Annotated in this window: 14 protein-coding genes; 8 read left to right on the top strand and 6 right to left on the bottom strand. The window is 55.1% G+C overall.

Annotated elements, in window-relative coordinates; translation table 11 throughout:
- Positions 1-9 precede the first annotated feature (9 nt).
- Positions 10-1329: a murein DD-endopeptidase MepM gene (gene mepM / locus V5P19_RS03440; protein WP_334400142.1), complete on the top strand. Its 1320-nt coding sequence runs from the start codon at positions 10-12 to the stop codon at positions 1327-1329.
- Between the two features lie 118 nt (positions 1330-1447).
- Positions 1448-2419, top strand: a complete 972-nt coding sequence (lpxM, locus tag V5P19_RS03445) for a lauroyl-Kdo(2)-lipid IV(A) myristoyltransferase (RefSeq protein ID WP_334400144.1) — start codon at positions 1448-1450, stop codon at positions 2417-2419.
- A 61-nt stretch (positions 2420-2480) separates the two neighbouring features.
- On the opposite strand, the gene pyk is transcribed toward lpxM, so the two are convergent.
- Both pyk and V5P19_RS03455 read right to left on the bottom strand, forming a co-directional pair.
- Complete coding sequence (gene pyk, locus V5P19_RS03450; RefSeq protein ID WP_131632273.1) at positions 2481-3923, bottom strand: pyruvate kinase; 1443 nt, start codon at positions 3921-3923, stop codon at positions 2481-2483.
- A gap of 114 nt (positions 3924-4037) precedes the next feature.
- Positions 4038-4907: a MurR/RpiR family transcriptional regulator gene (locus V5P19_RS03455; RefSeq protein ID WP_119937233.1), complete on the bottom strand. Its 870-nt coding sequence runs from the start codon at positions 4905-4907 to the stop codon at positions 4038-4040.
- 356 nt (positions 4908-5263) lie between these two features.
- Here V5P19_RS03455 and zwf point away from each other — a divergent pair, with 356 nt between their 5' ends.
- From zwf to kdgA, 3 genes are all read left to right on the top strand, one after another.
- Complete coding sequence (gene zwf, locus V5P19_RS03460; RefSeq protein WP_334400149.1) at positions 5264-6739, top strand: glucose-6-phosphate dehydrogenase; 1476 nt, start codon at positions 5264-5266, stop codon at positions 6737-6739.
- A 234-nt stretch (positions 6740-6973) separates the two neighbouring features.
- Positions 6974-8785, top strand: coding sequence for a phosphogluconate dehydratase (gene edd, locus V5P19_RS03465; RefSeq protein ID WP_334400151.1), 1812 nt, complete (start codon positions 6974-6976; stop codon positions 8783-8785).
- 39 nt (positions 8786-8824) lie between these two features.
- Entirely contained in the window at positions 8825-9466 is a 642-nt protein-coding gene (gene kdgA / locus V5P19_RS03470; RefSeq protein ID WP_014884307.1) for a bifunctional 4-hydroxy-2-oxoglutarate aldolase/2-dehydro-3-deoxy-phosphogluconate aldolase, read from the top strand.
- 40 nt (positions 9467-9506) lie between these two features.
- Here the strand turns inward: kdgA and purT are convergent, their stop codons facing one another.
- A complete protein-coding gene (gene purT, locus V5P19_RS03475; RefSeq protein ID WP_334400153.1) occupies positions 9507-10685 on the bottom strand; it encodes a formate-dependent phosphoribosylglycinamide formyltransferase in 1179 nt (392 codons plus the stop codon).
- Positions 10686-10855: 170 nt separating this feature from the next.
- Here purT and V5P19_RS03480 point away from each other — a divergent pair, with 170 nt between their 5' ends.
- Together V5P19_RS03480 and ptrB are read left to right on the top strand one after the other, a co-directional pair.
- Complete coding sequence (locus V5P19_RS03480) at positions 10856-11509, top strand: tellurite resistance TerB family protein (protein ID WP_334400155.1); 654 nt, start codon at positions 10856-10858, stop codon at positions 11507-11509.
- A gap of 83 nt (positions 11510-11592) precedes the next feature.
- Positions 11593-13653, top strand: coding sequence for an oligopeptidase B (ptrB, locus tag V5P19_RS03485; RefSeq protein WP_334400157.1), 2061 nt, complete (start codon positions 11593-11595; stop codon positions 13651-13653).
- Here the strand turns inward: ptrB and exoX are convergent.
- The 3 genes from exoX to V5P19_RS03500 form a co-directional block, all read right to left on the bottom strand.
- On the bottom strand, positions 13650-14312 hold the full coding sequence (gene exoX / locus V5P19_RS03490; RefSeq protein WP_334400159.1) for an exodeoxyribonuclease X: 663 nt from the start codon (positions 14310-14312) through the stop codon (positions 13650-13652). The two genes, ptrB and exoX, sit on opposite strands and share 4 nt — an antisense overlap.
- Positions 14313-14336: 24 nt before the next feature.
- Positions 14337-14987, bottom strand: a complete 651-nt coding sequence (locus tag V5P19_RS03495) for a nitrilase-related carbon-nitrogen hydrolase (protein ID WP_334400161.1) — start codon at positions 14985-14987, stop codon at positions 14337-14339.
- Between the two features lie 110 nt (positions 14988-15097).
- Positions 15098-15328, bottom strand: coding sequence for a DNA polymerase III subunit theta (locus tag V5P19_RS03500; RefSeq protein ID WP_013096102.1), 231 nt, complete (start codon positions 15326-15328; stop codon positions 15098-15100).
- Positions 15329-15465: 137 nt separating this feature from the next.
- On the opposite strand from V5P19_RS03500, the gene yobA reads away from it, so the two are divergent.
- Positions 15466-15837 carry a CopC domain-containing protein YobA gene (gene yobA / locus V5P19_RS03505; protein ID WP_334400163.1) on the top strand — a complete coding sequence of 124 codons (372 nt, stop codon included), beginning with the start codon at positions 15466-15468 and terminating at the stop codon, positions 15835-15837.
- Position 15838 lies beyond the last annotated feature (1 nt).

Here is a 15838-nt window from a genome sequence, read left to right on the forward strand (position 1 = left end):
AGTGAATACGTGCAACAGATAGCCCGCTCTGTCGCCCTGGCATTTAACAATCTGCCTCGACCCCATCGCGTTATGCTGGGGTCGCTTACAGTTCTCACCTTAGCGGTCGCCGTCTGGCGGCCCTATGTTTACCACCCGAGTTCTGCCCCTATCATCAAAACCATCGAGCTTGAGAAAAGCGAGATCCGCTCTTTATTACCTGAAGCCAGCGAACCCATCGATCAGGCGGCACAGGAAGATGAAGCTATCCCGCAGGATGAGCTTGATGACAAAATCGAGAACGAAGCAGGCATTCATGAGTATGTCGTCTCCACTGGCGATACGCTGAGCAGCGTGCTGAACCAGTACGGTATCGACATGGGCAATATTAGCCAGCTTGCCGCATCGGACAAAGATCTTCGTAACCTCAAAATCGGTCAACAGCTCTCCTGGACCTTAACCGCAGACGGTGATTTACAGCGTCTGACCTGGGAAATGTCCCGTCGCGAAACCCGTACCTACGATCGCACTGCAAACGGTTTCAAAATGACCAGCGAAATGCAGCAGGGCGACTGGGTTAATAGCGTCATGAAGGGCACTGTTGGCGGCAGCTTTGTCTCCGCCGCGCGCGATGCCGGCTTGACCAGCGCTGAAATCAGTTCGGTCATCAAGGCCATGCAGTGGCAAATGGACTTCCGCAAGCTGAAAAAAGGCGATCAGTTCTCCGTTCTGATGTCCCGCGAAATGCTGGACGGTAAACGTGAGCAGAGCCAGCTGGTGGGTGTGCGCCTGCGTTCCGACGGCAAAGATTATTACGCCATTCGCGCCGAAGACGGCAAGTTCTACGATCGCAGCGGTACCGGCCTTGCGAAGGGCTTCATGCGCTTCCCAACCACGAAACAGTTCCGCATTTCATCCAACTTTAATCCTCGTCGTTTGAACCCGGTCACCGGGCGCGTCGCGCCACACCGCGGTGTCGATTTCGCCATGCCGCAGGGTACACCTGTGCTGGCGGTAGGGGATGGCGAAGTGGTCATGGCGAAGCGTAGCGGTGCAGCAGGGTATTACGTTGCAATCCGTCACGGCCGCACCTACACCACGCGCTACATGCACCTGCGTAAACTGCTGGTAAAACCTGGCCAGAAAGTGAAGCGTGGCGACCGCATTGCGCTCTCGGGTAACACGGGACGCTCAACGGGTCCGCACCTGCATTATGAAGTGTGGATCAACCAGCAGGCGGTGAACCCTCTGACGGCGAAGCTGCCACGCACTGAAGGGCTGACGGGTAAAGATCGTTCCGATTACCTGGCGCAGGTCAAAGAGGTAATGCCGCAGTTGCGTTTCGACTAGACCCTTGTTCTGCTAAAAAGCCGGCGTCAGTATGCGCCGGCTTTTTCTTTTGTGCGCGGGCGGTTGCCTCGCTACACTATCTGAATAATTTTTTGCGTCACCAGACCCTGGAACCCGCATGGAAACCAAAAAAAACAATATTGAATACATTCCCGAGTTTGAGAAATCATTTCGCCACCCGCGTTACTGGGGCGCCTGGCTTGGGGTATATGCCTTTGCGGGCATAGCGTTGCTGCCTGCTTCAGTTCGCGATCCCGTACTGGGAAAAATTGGCCGCCTGGCGGGCCGTTTAGGTAAGAGCGCGCGTCGTCGCGCGCAGATCAACCTCTATTACTGCTTCCCGGAAAAAAGCGACGCCGAGCGTGAGGCCATTATTGATGCCATGTATACCACTGCGCCGCAGGCAATGGCGATGATGGCTGAGCTGGCGCTGAAAGGGCCGGAAAAGATCGTTGACCGCGTTGACTGGAACGGGCTGGAAATCATTGAGGAAATGCGTCGCAACGATGAGAAAGTGATTTTCCTTGTACCTCACGGGTGGGGCGTTGATATCCCGGCAATGCTAATGGCGTCGCAGGGCCAAAAAATGGCCGCCATGTTCCACAATCAGGGGAATAAAATCTATGATTTCGTCTGGAACACCGTGCGCCGTCGCTTCGGTGGACGTCTGCATGCGCGTAACGACGGCATCAAGCCATTTATCCAGTCTGTGCGTCAGGGGTACTGGGGCTATTATTTACCGGATCAAGACCACGGCCCGGAGCACAGCGAGTTCGTCGATTTCTTCGCCACCTACAAGGCAACCCTTCCCGCGATTGGTCGTTTGATGAAGGTCTGCCGTGCCCGCGTGATCCCGCTCTTCCCGGTTTATGACGGCAACACGCACCGTCTGAGAATTGACGTTCGCCCGCCGATGGACGATCTGCTCACGGCAGACGATCGCACCATTGCGAGGCGTATGAACGAAGAGGTAGAGCTGCTGGTGGGGCCGCATACCGAGCAGTACACGTGGATATTGAAGTTGCTAAAAACGCGCAAGCCCGGCGAAACAGAACCGTACAAGCGTAATGAGCTTTTCCCGAGGAAATAATAACAGCCCTTCATCTGTCCCCCCTCCCCAAAGGGGAGAGGGATCGCACATGTAGCCGTAATTATTCGACCGTTAAGACGCGGGTGGTGTTGGTTGAGCCGATGGTGCTCATCACGTCGCCCTGGGTCACGATGACGATATCACCGGATACCAGATAGCCTTTGTCGCGCAGCAGGTTAACGGCGTCGTGCGCTGCGGCAACACCATCACTGGTGCTGTCGAAGTGAACGGGCGTTACGCCACGATACAGCGCAGTCAGGTTCAGCGTGCGCTCATGGCGAGACATCGCGAAGATTGGCAAACCGGAGCTGATGCGGGACGTCATCAATGCGGTACGGCCTGACTCGGTCATGGTGATGATAGCGGTAACCCCTTTCAGGTGGTTTGCTGCGTACATCGCTGACATCGCAATCGCTTCTTCTACGTTGTCGAACTGAATATCCAGGCGGTGTTTGGAAACATTAATGCTTGGGATTTTTTCTGCACCCAGGCATACGCGCGCCATGGCAGCAACGGTTTCCGCCGGGTATTGACCCGCAGCGGTTTCCGCTGACAGCATCACTGCATCGGTACCGTCCAGGACGGCGTTCGCCACGTCCATGACTTCAGCACGGGTCGGCATTGGGTTGGTGATCATCGACTCCATCATCTGGGTCGCGGTGATCACTGCGCGGTTCAGCTGACGCGCGCGACGGATCAGCGCTTTCTGGATGCCGACCAGTTCCGGGTCACCAATTTCTACACCCAGATCGCCGCGGGCAACCATCACTACGTCAGACGCCAGAATCACGTCGTCCATCGCGTCCTGATCGCAAACCGCTTCGGCACGTTCAACCTTAGCCACGATCTTGGCATCGCAGCCTGCATCGCGGGCCAGGCGGCGGGCATAGTTAAGGTCTTCGCCGCAGCGCGGGAAGGAGACGGCCAGATAGTCGACGCCAATTTGAGCAGCGGTCACGATATCGGCTTTGTCTTTTTCGGTCAGCGCTTCTGCAGAGAGGCCGCCGCCCAGCTTGTTGATCCCTTTGTTGTTGGAGAGCGGGCCGCCGACGGTCACTTCGGTGAACACTTTCATCCCCTGAACTTCCAGCACTTTCAGCTGTACGCGACCGTCGTCGAGCAGCAGGATGTCGCCAGGCACCACGTCAGCCGGCAGGCCTTTATAATCGATACCGACTTTTTCTTTATCGCCTTCACCCTTGCTCAGGTTGGCGTCAAGCAGGAATTTATCGCCAATATTGAGGAACACTTTCCCTTCTTTGAAGGTAGATACGCGAATCTTTGGACCCTGCAGATCGCCGAGGATAGCAACATGGCGGCCCAGTTTAGCCGCGATCTCACGCACTTTATCTGCACGTAATTTATGGTCTTCTGGCGTACCGTGAGAGAAGTTCATGCGTACCACGTTGGCACCCGCGGCAATAATCTTTTCAAGGTTATTATCACGATCGGTGGCTGGGCCTAAGGTGGTGACGATCTTGGTTCTGCGAAGCCTTCTGGACATGTAATACTCCGTTGACTGAAACAACTTTGGTGTTGCGTGAACAATGAATCGGCCTTCATCTATGGCAAGGCGATAGAGAGCGGACCGAATGCCGTAAATCGTACATCTTAGTTATTAGGGAACATCGCTCTTTATAAGCAATTCTTTATCAAAACGCGATTCCTTCAGCGCTTCCTTGACCCGCTTCAAGTTATCTCTGAATTTTGCGCCACGACGTAAGGTAAAACCGGTTGCCAGCACGTCGATCACCGTCAGCTGAGCCAGACGGGACACCATTGGCATATACATGTCGGTATCTTCAGGCACGTCAAGCGTGATGGCAAGCGTGGCTTCGCGCGCCAGCGGCGTGCCTGCCGTGGTGAGGGCGATAACCATGGCATCGTTTTCACGGGCCAGCTGCGCCAGTTCCACCTGGCTCTTGGTGCGTCCGGTGTGCGAAATCAGAACCACGACATCATCTTCGCTACAATTCATACAGCTCATGCGTTGCAGCACGATGTCATCGGAATAAATGACCGGGACGTTAAAGCGAAAGAACTTGTTCATGGCGTCATGCGCCACAGCAGCAGATGAACCGAGGCCAAAGAAGGCAATGCGCTTGGCCTGCGTCAGCAAATCGACCGCACGGTTCACCGAGCTCATATCCAGGGACTGACGAACGTGGTCAAGCGTTGCCATGGCGGATTCAAAAATTTTCGCCGTGTAGGCATCAACGCTGTCGTCTTCATCCACATTGCGATTAACATAGGGCGTGCCGTTTGCCAGACTTTGTGCCAGATGCAGTTTAAAATCAGGGAAGCCGCGCGTTTCTAGACTGCGGCAGAATCGGTTTACCGTCGGTTCGCTGACGCCCGATTCCTGTGCCAGAGCGGCGATGCTTGAATGAATCGCCTGAGCGGGAGAGGCAAGTATGACTTCAGCCACTTTACGCTCGGATTTGCTAAGGTGTTCCAGTTGAAACTGGATTTTTTCCAGCATGTTCATTGTTAACAAGGCGCTCATGGGGGGAAACGATTTCACGAAGAGATGAAATCATGATTCGATTTAGCCGATATTAACGCTGTGACTTCCCTAAAGGGTAACAGTCGACGAGAAATGTTGTTGTTTTTTTTCATAACTTGATCGATGTCGGATTTTGTCGGAACCCTGGCGCTCAAAGAATCTACGCTTTTGCGTTATTCGCCGGAGCCAGCGCGCCGTAGAGTTAAAAAATCGCGGTATCGCACGCGACGTTAAGCGCTAATGGTTTCAGGAATGCCGTAAAAGCAGTACAGTGCAACGTAATAAAATTACAACGATACCTGGCAGAAGCACCAGGCGATCTAACTGAGGAGAATGACATGGCGGTAACGCAAACAGCCCAGGCATGTGACCTGGTCATTTTCGGCGCGAAAGGCGATCTTGCACGCCGTAAATTGCTGCCTTCCCTGTATCAACTGGAGAAAGCGGGCCAACTGCATCCGGAAACCCGTATCTTGGGTGTAGGGCGCGCCGACTGGGACAAGGACGCTTATACCAAAGTCGTGCGCGAGGCGCTCGAAACTTTCATGAAAGAGAAAATCGATGAAAGTTTATGGGATACGCTGAGCGGACGCCTCGATTTCTGCAACCTGGACGTCAATGACGTGACTGCGTTTAACCGTCTGGGTGAAATGCTGGATCAGAAAAACCGCGTCACCATTAACTATTTTGCGATGCCGCCAAGCACCTTCGGTGCCATCTGCAAAGGTCTGGGTGAAGCGAAGCTGAACGCCAAACCCGCACGCGTGGTCATGGAAAAACCGTTGGGCACCTCCCTTTCAACCTCTCGAGAAATCAACGATCAGGTGGGCGAGTACTTTGAAGAGTGTCAGGTCTACCGTATCGACCACTATCTGGGCAAAGAAACGGTACTGAACCTGCTGGCGCTGCGTTTTGCTAACTCGCTGTTCGTGAACAACTGGGATAACCGCACCATCGACCACGTGGAAATTACCGTGGCGGAAGAGGTGGGTATCGAAGGTCGCTGGGGTTACTTTGACCAGGCAGGCCAGATGCGCGACATGATCCAAAACCACCTGCTGCAAATTCTGTGCATGATCGCGATGTCTCCACCGTCAGACCTGACGGCTGACAGTATCCGTGACGCCAAAGTGAAGGTACTGAAATCACTGCGCCGTATCGACCGCTCAAACGTGCGCGAGAAAACCGTTCGCGGACAATACACCGCCGGGTTCGCGCAGGGCAAAAAGGTTCCAGGGTATCTGGAAGAAGAGGGTGCCAACAAGGCCAGCAACACGGAGACCTTTGTGGCGATCCGCGTGGATATCGATGACTGGCGCTGGGCGGGTGTACCGTTCTATCTCCGTACCGGTAAACGTCTGCCAGCGAAATGCTCTGAAGTGGTTGTGTACTTCAAAAACCCAGAACTGAACCTGTTCAAAGAGTCCTGGCAGGAACTGCCGCAAAACAAATTGACCATCCGTCTGCAGCCGGACGAGGGCGTGGATATCCAGATCCTCAACAAAGTGCCGGGTCTGGATCACAAGCATAACCTGCAGACCACCAAGCTGGATCTGAGCTACTCCGAAACCTTCAATCAAACGCATCTTGCCGATGCTTATGAGCGTCTGCTGCTGGAAACCATGCGCGGCATCCAGGCGCTGTTCGTGCGTCGCGATGAGGTAGAAGAGGCCTGGAAATGGGTCGACTCCATTACCGAAGCCTGGGCAGCCGATCAGGATGCACCAAAACCGTATCAGGCGGGTACCTGGGGGCCGGTCGCCTCTGTGGCGATGATCACCCGTGATGGCCGCTCCTGGAACGAGTTTGAGTAAGATTCTCCTCTAGCCCAAAGGTGTTATTTTACCGGTAACATGATCTAACACAGCTAGTGGCACAATTTTTAAACTTTTAAGCTCCGCGTGGATTCACCCGCGGAGCTTTTTTTATTACACTGCCGGTAGCGATTTTGCCCCAGAGCTCCGGAAACCAAGCGTTTCAGCGTTGTTAACAACTGCCAGACACTTTGTAAACTCCCGAGCCCGGACAGATAAATTAGAGGAGCTTTTATGAATCCGACATTGTTACGCGTAACACAGCGCATTGCTGAGCGCTCAAAAGAGACCCGCTCTGCCTACCTCGCCCGTATCGAACAGGCCAAGAGCGAAACCGTTCACCGCTCGCAGCTCGCCTGCGGCAACCTGGCGCATGGCTTCGCCGCCTGCCAGCCCGGTGATAAAGACTCGCTGAAAAGTATGTTGCGTAACAATATTGCGATCATCACCTCGTATAACGACATGCTGTCTGCGCACCAGCCATATGAGGTCTATCCAAATATCATTCGTAAAGCCCTTCACAGCGTGAATGCGGTGGGGCAGGTCGCAGGCGGTGTACCTGCCATGTGCGACGGCGTAACGCAGGGTCAGGACGGCATGGAGCTGTCATTGCTGAGTCGCGAAGTGATTGCGATGTCTGCGGCTGTTGGCCTGTCACATAATATGTTTGACGGTGCACTGTACCTCGGCGTGTGCGACAAAATTGTCCCGGGTCTGGCGATGGCCGCGCTGTCGTTTGGTCATCTGCCGGCTATTTTTGTACCGTCAGGCCCGATGGCGAGCGGTCTGCCGAACAAAGAAAAAGTGCGGATCCGCCAGCTGTATGCTGAAGGTAAAGCCGATCGTCAGGCGCTGCTGGAAGCGGAAGCCGCGTCCTACCATGCGCCGGGGACCTGTACGTTCTATGGTACCGCCAACACTAACCAAATGGTGGTGGAGTTTATGGGGATGCAGCTCCCCGGTTCGTCCTTCATTCAGCCAGATGCGCCACTGCGTCAGGCGTTAACCGAAGCCGCCGCCCGTCAGGTGACGCGTCTGACCGGGAACGGTAACGAGTGGATGCCGCTGGGGAAAATGGTTGACGAGAAAGTTGTCGTCAACGGTATCGTCGCGCTGCTGGCAACCGGCGGTTCAACCAACCACACCATGCACCTGGTGGCGATGGCGCGCGCGGCGGGCATCCTGATCAACTGGGATGATTTCTCTGATATCTCGTCTGTGGTACCGCTGATGGCGCGTCTCTACCCGAATGGCCCTGCGGATATCAACCACTTCCAGGCGGCTGGCGGCGTGCCGGTACTGATGCGAGAGCTGCTAAAAGGCGGACTGCTGCATGAAGATGTCAACACCGTCGCGGGCTTTGGCCTGCAGCGTTATACCCTGGAGCCTTGGCTGAACAACGGCGAGCTGGACTGGCGCGACGGGGCAAGTGCTTCTCTCGACCCTCAGGTGATTGCCACCTTTGAAAACCCTTTCTCACGCCACGGAGGCACAAAAGTGCTGAGCGGCAACCTGGGACGTGCGGTAATGAAAACCTCTGCCGTTCCGGAAGAGAACCAGATCATCGAAGCCCCGGCCGTGGTGTTTGAGAGCCAGCACGACGTTTTACCTGCCTTCGATGCCGGTCTTCTCGATAAAGACTGCGTGGTGGTCGTGCGCCATCAGGGGCCAAAAGCGAACGGGATGCCAGAATTACATAAACTTATGCCGCCACTTGGTGTATTATTGGACCGCCGTTTCAAAATTGCGTTGGTGACCGATGGACGCCTTTCAGGCGCATCAGGTAAAGTGCCTTCAGCCATCCACGTGACGCCGGAAGCCTATGACGGCGGCCTGCTGGCTAAAGTCCGTGATGGTGACATGATCCGCGTCAACGGCCAGACGGGTGAGTTAACCCTGCTGGTGGATGACGCAGATCTGGCGGCCCGTAAGCCACATATTCCTGACCTGAGCGCGTCGCGCGTGGGCACTGGACGCGAAATGTTTGGTGCGCTGCGTGAGAAACTTTCCGGCGCGGAGCAGGGTGCAACCTGTATTACGTTTTAAGACGACTTGATTTTATCGATCTGGCGAGAGAAAACTCTGATGAAAAACTGGAAAACAAGTGCAGAAGCAATCCTGACAACTGGCCCTGTCGTGCCGGTTATCGTGGTCAATAAACTGGAGCACGCCGTCCCTATGGCGAAAGCGCTGGTTGCCGGCGGTGTCCGTGTTCTGGAAGTGACCCTGCGCACCGCGTGTGCGATGGACGCTATCCGCGCGATCGCCAAAGAAGTGCCGGACGCGATTATTGGTGCGGGTACCGTGCTGAACGCGCAGCAGCTGGCTGAAGTCACGGAAGCAGGCGCGCAGTTTGCCATCAGCCCTGGCCTGACCGAGCCTCTGCTGAAAGCGGCAACGGAAGGGACTATTCCACTGATCCCGGGCATCAGCACCGTGTCAGAGCTGATGCTGGGCATGGATTACGGCCTGAAAGAATTCAAATTCTTCCCGGCTGAAGCGAACGGCGGCACCAAAGCGCTGCAGGCCATTGCGGGTCCATTCTCGCAGGTTCGTTTCTGCCCAACCGGCGGTATTTCTCCGGCGAACTACCGTGACTACCTGGCGCTGAAAAGCGTGCTGTGCATCGGTGGTTCATGGCTGGTTCCGGCGGATGCGCTGGAAGCGGGTGACTGGGATCGCATTACGAAACTGGCGCGTGAAGCAGTTGAAGGTGCGAAGCAGTAAGCGCCTGATAGCATGAAAACGGGCCTTTTGGCCCGTTTTTTTATCCTGCGACGTTCACCGCTGCGGCGGCTTTTTTGGCTCGCTCAACCGCGTCATCCGCGTTGTCCCCGGTCGCTAACGCTACCCCAAGACGACGCGAACCGTCGATTTCCGGTTTCCCAAACAGACGCACCTGTACTCCCGCACCCACCGCGCGGTCGACGTTATCAAACGTGACGTTCTGGCTGGTTAACTGCGGCAGGATCACCGCCGAGGCCGCAGGACCATATTGACGAATGCCGCCAACGGGCAGGCCGAGGAAGGCGCGCACGTGCAGGGCAAATTCAGAGAGATCCTGCGATATCAGCGTCACCATGCCGGTGTCGTGTGGACGAGGGGAGACTTCGCTGAAGACAACCTCGTCACCGCAGACAAACAGCTCCACGCCGAACAAACCATATCCGCCCAGCGCCAGCACCGTTTTACGGGCAATGTCCTGCGCACGTTCCAGCGCCAGGTTGCTCATCTGCTGTGGCTGCCATGACTCGCGGTAATCGCCATCTTCCTGACGATGACCGATTGGGTCGCAAAAGTGGACGCCATCTACGGCACTCACGGTGAGCAGGGTAATTTCGAAATCAAACTTCACTACGGCTTCAATAATCACGCGTCCGGCGCCAGCACGCCCGCCCTGCTGGGCATAATCCCAGGCAGCATCCAGCGTGCTGCTGTCACGAATAAAGCTCTGGCCTTTACCGGATGAACTCATCACCGGCTTAACAATGCACGGGTAGCCAATCTCCTCGACAGCCTGCAGGAAGGCCGCCTTATCGCCAGCGAAACGGTAGCGTGACGTGGGCAATGCCAGCTCTTCCGCCGCCAGGCGACGGATCCCTTCGCGGTTCATCGTCAGCTTTGCGGCTTTGGCGCAAGGCACCACGCGCTGACCTTCCTGCTCAAGGGCGAGCAGCGTATCGGTGGCGATAGCTTCAATTTCAGGGACCACAAAGTCCGGCTTTTCACGGGTAATTAACGCGCGTAGGGCATCGCCATCCAGCATGTTAATGACATACGCGCGGTGAGCAACATGCATCGCAGGCGCGTCGGCGTATCTGTCCACGGCAATCACTTCAACGCCTAAGCGCTGGCATTCAATGGCAACTTCTTTGCCCAGTTCGCCTGAACCCAGCAGCATCACGCGCGTCGCTGCCGGCCGCAGCGCAGTTCCTAAAAGAGTCATAATCATCCCCTTGAAAAAGTTGCGCGCAGTATAAACGAAAACGTTTGCGTCTGTCTTGTCAGGGGCCAAAGAGAGAGGCAGAAATTTGCGCATCTTTAGTCCTGCCAGACATTTCCTGACACCCGCTCGCATACGCTGGGAGGCATATTCACCGTTAAGTGAGGGAAACTATGTCAGGCTGGTTGAATCAACTGCAATCCATGTTAGGTCAGAAAGCGTCGTCTTCCGGCGAGCAGGGGCTGAGTAAGCTGTTGGTACCGGGCGCGCTGGGCGGTCTGGCGGGTCTGCTGGTTGCTAACAAATCTTCCCGTAAGCTGCTGGCAAAATATGGCACCGGTGCTCTGCTGGCCGGCGGGGGGGCCATCGCAGGCACCGTGCTGTGGAATAAATACAAGGACAAAATCCGTACCGCGCATCAGGATGAACCCCAGTTTGGGCAGCATGCCTCGCCGATGGATCTCCGAACGGAGCGCCTTATTCTTGCGCTGGTGTTTGCCGCGAAAAGCGACGGGCACATTGACGATAAAGAACGCGCGGCGATAGAACAGCAGCTCAGCGAGGCGGGCGTAGAAGAGCAGGGGAGATCGCTTGTGGCTCAGGCTATTGAACAGCCGCTCGATCCGCAGCGTCTGGCGCAAAGCGTTAAAAATGAGGAAGAGGCGCTGGAGCTCTACTTCCTCAGCTGCGCCGCCATTGATGTCGATCACTTTATGGAGCGCAGCTACCTGAATGCCCTGGGGGATGCCCTGAAAATTCCGCAGGAGGTCCGCGAGGGTATCGAGCAGGATATAAAGCAGCAAAAACAGGCGCTACAGGGCACCTAAGTGCCATTTAAGGTCATGTTTCGCTTGCATCATGCGTGGGTTTTGCCACCCTTATAGGGTGTAAAACTCAAAAGAAACATGCCATGCCACCAAAAGCCAGACGTACGCCTTATGCGATCACCACGCATGGCGATACGCGCATCGACAACTATTATTGGCTGCGGGACGATACGCGCTCGCAGCCTGACGTGCTCGACTATCTGCATCAGGAAAATGACTACGGCCACAAGGTCATGTCCAGCCAGCAGGCGCTGCAGGAACAATTGCTGCATGAAATGGTGCAACGTATTCCCCAGCGCGATATCTCTGCGCCCTGGAGCAGAAACGGCTACCGCTATCGCCACGTCTATGAACCCGGAAATGAATACCCTATCTATCAGCGGCAGTCTGTTTTAAGCGCCGAATGGGATGATTGGGAAATTCTGTTGGATGCTAACCAGCGGGCTGCCCACAGCGAGTTCTATACCCTGGGCGGCATGTCTATTTCCCCAGATAACGCCATTATGGCTCTGGCGGAAGATTACCTCTCTCGTCGGCAGTACGGCCTGCGTTTTCGCAACCTGGTAACGGGCAACTGGTATCCCGAAATGCTGGAAAACGTCTCGCCTGATTTTATCTGGGCGAACGATTCCGAAACGATCTATTACGTCAAAAAGCATGCCTTAACGCTACTGCCTTATCAGGTCTGGCGTCACACCATCGGCACATCGTCCAGCGAAGATGAGCGGGTTTATGAAGAGAAAGACGAAACCTTCTACGTCAGCCTGCATAAAACCTCCTCGCGCCACTATGTCATTATCTCGCTCGCCAGTGCCACGACGTCAGAAGTCCTGCTGCTGGATGCGGAACTGCCCGACGCGCAGCCGCTCTGCTTCCTGCCGCGCCGCAAGGATCATGAGTACAGCCTGGACCATTTTCAACACAGCTTTTACCTACGCTCTAACCGTGAAGGCAAAAACTTTGGCCTGTATAAAACCAAGGTGCGCGATGAGCGTAAGTGGGAAGTATTAATTCCCGCGCGGGAGCAGGTAATGCTCGAAGGCTTTACCCTCTTTACCGACTGGCTGGTGGTAGAGGAGCGTCAGCGCGGGCTCACCAGCCTGCGGCAGATTAACCGCAAAACGCGTGAAGTGGTGGGTATTGCATTCGACGATCCGGCTTACGTCACGTGGATTGGCTTTAACCCTGAACCGGAATCCTCGCGGCTGCGCTACGGCTACTCATCAATGACTATGCCGGACACCCTGTTTGAACTGGATATGGACACCGGGCAGCGGCAGGTTATCAAACAGGCTGAAGTGAACGGTTTTGAGTCCGAAAACTACCGCAGCGAGCATCTTTGGGTCACCGCCCGCGATGGAGTGGAAGTACCTGTTTCACTGGTCTATCACAAGGCGCATTTCCAGAAAGGTAAAAATCCGATTCTGGTCTATGGCTACGGCTCATATGGCTCGAGTATGGATGCGGATTTCAGCGGCAGCAGGCTCAGCCTTCTCGATCGCGGATTCGTTTTTGCTATCGCACATATTCGCGGCGGGGGCGAGCTTGGGCAGCAGTGGTACGAAGACGGTAAATTCCTGAAAAAGAAAAATACCTTCAATGACTACCTCGACGTCTGCGACGCGCTTATCGAACAAGGCTACGGCGATCCTGGGCTCTGCTTTGGCATGGGAGGGAGCGCAGGCGGCATGTTGATGGGGGCTGTTATCAATCAACGCCCTGAACGCTTCAAAGGCATTGTTGCTCAGGTGCCCTTTGTTGACGTTGTAACCACGATGCTGGATGAGTCGATTCCGCTGACGACCGGGGAATTTGAGGAGTGGGGCAACCCCCAGGATGAGCGCTATTACCGCTATATGAAAGAGTACAGCCCGTACGATAACGTAGAAGCCAAAGCCTATCCGCACATGCTGGTCACGACCGGGCTGCACGATTCACAGGTGCAATACTGGGAACCGGCGAAATGGGTGGCTAAACTGCGGGAATTGAAAACGGACGACAATCTGCTGCTGCTATGCACTGATATGGACTCCGGGCACGGCGGAAAATCGGGCCGGTTTAAATCCTATGAAGGGGTGGCTCTGGAATATGCCTTTCTGATTGGCCTGGCGCAGGATACGCTGCCAGGCCGTGCCGAACGTTAAGCTTCGCCCAGGTAGTGCTTCAGGGTTAAGCGAAGTTCCGGGCTCATTTTGTCCAGGTTGTTGTACAGCCAGCGCAAATAGCCCGGATCTTTATCGGCGATATCAGAAACCGCTCTACCGCGGTATTTGCCAAAGGTGAATGTCGTCATCAGCGCGGGACGCCCGGTAATCGTCGCCATATCATCCGGCGTCCAGCCAGAGATAGTCATGATATCAATCAGCAACGCCGCGGTGATGTAGCAATCATACAAGGCGCGGTGATGGTGCAGCCCTTCAGGAGTTCTGACGCTGAGCTTGCGGGATTTATACAGCGCCATATTGCTGTATTTGATCCCCGGCCACAGGCGGCGCGCCAGCTTCATGGTGCAAATCCATTCGCCGGGCATTTCCGGCAATACCCGACGGTCAAAGCTGGCGTTATGCGCCACGTACCAGGCGCTCCCATAATAGTTCGGGATAATCTCTTCTATCCACGGCTTGTCCGCCACCATGGATTCCGTAATCCGATGGATCGCCATTGCCTGTGGGCTAATTGGGCGGTCGGGACGCACCAGGTGACTCATTGGGTTGACTATCTTTCCGTCAATAACGTCGACAGAAGCCACTTCCACAATTCCGCCCTGAAGATCGCAAGTTTCGGTGTCGATGACGCGCAGCATTGATCGCTCCTGACCATAAAACGCTTAGCCTAAAGGAATGATATCGCCTTGCCAACCCTGTCTACCGAGAGATCCTGTTAATAACAGTTCGCCCGTATCCGCGCGAACGATAAGCTGACCTTTGTCATCCCATAGTGCACTGCCGCTGCGGGCGTTAGCCATTAGCACCGCAATGGCGTATTTGTGAGCAAAGCGCTGCAAGGTATTGATGGACTGTCGCCAGCGGTGATCGCCTACCGCCTGACAGCTGGTAAACAGCGTTGCGTCGGGATCGAGGTTGGGAGAATCCGACTGGATATCAATAATGCTGAGCTGCTTATCGCCTGGGATCAGGCTCGCACCGCTGCCCTGGGGATAGCGGCGGATGCTATCAATATTGGGCGTGAAGAGGGCAAGTCCCTTTTGCCTTTGGCCGTCATGGATGAGCGTCGTGCCGGCAATAACGGTAATATTTAATGACTGAGCGGCGTGAAGAAGTGGAGCAAGCTGGAGATCGTCTGGTGGCGGGGGCAAAGCTCCCTTGCCTGGGCCCGTTAACGAAAGTTCAGGGAAGACCAGCAAATCGCACTGCTGGTGCGCCGCTTCCTCAATAAAACGGAGATGATGTAAAACGTGCTCATCGACATTGTTGTGCTGACCGGCATACTGAGCTGCCGCAATATTCCATCGTGACATCGTGACTTCCTTATACACTGAGTCGCTGGGATTTAAGAATACACCTAAATTCATCAGGGTTTTCTTATCCTGCCATAATCCGTGTAAGGAAATGTAACGCGTCGTTAAGCTTATTTAACCTTAGGTTCGTAGGGCAAACGAGACAAATTGACGGATGCGAGGCGATGCGCGATTAAGCGTTCACGGAACCAGTCCCGCAGATGAGCAGGTTGCTCGCGTTCAACCACTTCTGCCACGATGGGCATGTTGTAACGCTCTTTAAATGCGACGCCAGCGGCAGCGAGATCGACATTCACTTTGTCCATCTCGTCCTGAGGAAGGGCGGCCAGATTGATCTTCATTACCTTCTCCTTTTTATGCGGCGGCAACGTTACCGCGATTGCACGACGATGACAAGCGGAGGCAGGATGATCCTCGACTCGCTTATTATACAGAGTTATTCTTTGCCATACAGGCATAACAAAAAGGAATGATTGTGATGGGGTTCTCCACGTCCCGTATCGTTTGCGCACTGACTTTTCTCGTCTCTTCAGCCATGGCACCCGCAGTATTTGCGCATGCTCACCTTCAACAGCAATCACCGGCCGCGAATTCTCAGGTGACGGCTCCGCAGGCGCTTACTCTTACTTTCTCCGAAGGGATCGAACCGGGCTTTAGCGGCGTAGTCGTGAACGATGCGCGCCAGCAGACGATCAAAACGGGCGCTGTGAAGCGTGACGAAAAAGACAAGGCACAGCTTATCGTTTCGCTGGAACAGACGCTGGCGAGCGGTACGTACCAGGTGGACTGGCACGTGGTGTCGGTGGATGGTCACAAAACCAAGGGCAGCTATCACTTTAGCGTGAAATAAT

The sequence above is a fragment of the Enterobacter sp. UNJFSC 003 genome, assembly GCF_036903355.1.
In the GTDB taxonomy this organism is placed as follows: Bacteria; Pseudomonadota; Gammaproteobacteria; order Enterobacterales; family Enterobacteriaceae; genus Enterobacter.

Bases quoted from the DNA above. Each gene is read 5' to 3' on its own strand.
- purT (WP_334400153.1), bottom strand. From the start codon at position 10,685: ATGACTCTTTTAGGAACTGCGCTGCGGCCGGCAGCGACGCGCGTGATG.
- pyk (WP_131632273.1), bottom strand. From the start codon at position 3,923: ATGTCCAGAAGGCTTCGCAGAACCAAGATCGTCACCACCTTAGGCCCA.
- ptrB (WP_334400157.1), top strand. From the start codon at position 11,593: ATGCCACCAAAAGCCAGACGTACGCCTTATGCGATCACCACGCATGGC.
- kdgA (WP_014884307.1), top strand. From the start codon at position 8,825: ATGAAAAACTGGAAAACAAGTGCAGAAGCAATCCTGACAACTGGCCCT.
- V5P19_RS03480 (WP_334400155.1), top strand. From the start codon at position 10,856: ATGTCAGGCTGGTTGAATCAACTGCAATCCATGTTAGGTCAGAAAGCG.
- V5P19_RS03455 (WP_119937233.1), bottom strand. From the start codon at position 4,907: ATGAACATGCTGGAAAAAATCCAGTTTCAACTGGAACACCTTAGCAAA.
- exoX (WP_334400159.1), bottom strand. From the start codon at position 14,312: ATGCTGCGCGTCATCGACACCGAAACTTGCGATCTTCAGGGCGGAATT.
- edd (WP_334400151.1), top strand. From the start codon at position 6,974: ATGAATCCGACATTGTTACGCGTAACACAGCGCATTGCTGAGCGCTCA.
- lpxM (WP_334400144.1), top strand. From the start codon at position 1,448: ATGGAAACCAAAAAAAACAATATTGAATACATTCCCGAGTTTGAGAAA.
- V5P19_RS03495 (WP_334400161.1), bottom strand. From the start codon at position 14,987: ATGTCACGATGGAATATTGCGGCAGCTCAGTATGCCGGTCAGCACAAC.
- yobA (WP_334400163.1), top strand. From the start codon at position 15,466: ATGGGGTTCTCCACGTCCCGTATCGTTTGCGCACTGACTTTTCTCGTC.
- V5P19_RS03500 (WP_013096102.1), bottom strand. From the start codon at position 15,328: ATGAAGATCAATCTGGCCGCCCTTCCTCAGGACGAGATGGACAAAGTG.
- zwf (WP_334400149.1), top strand. From the start codon at position 5,264: ATGGCGGTAACGCAAACAGCCCAGGCATGTGACCTGGTCATTTTCGGC.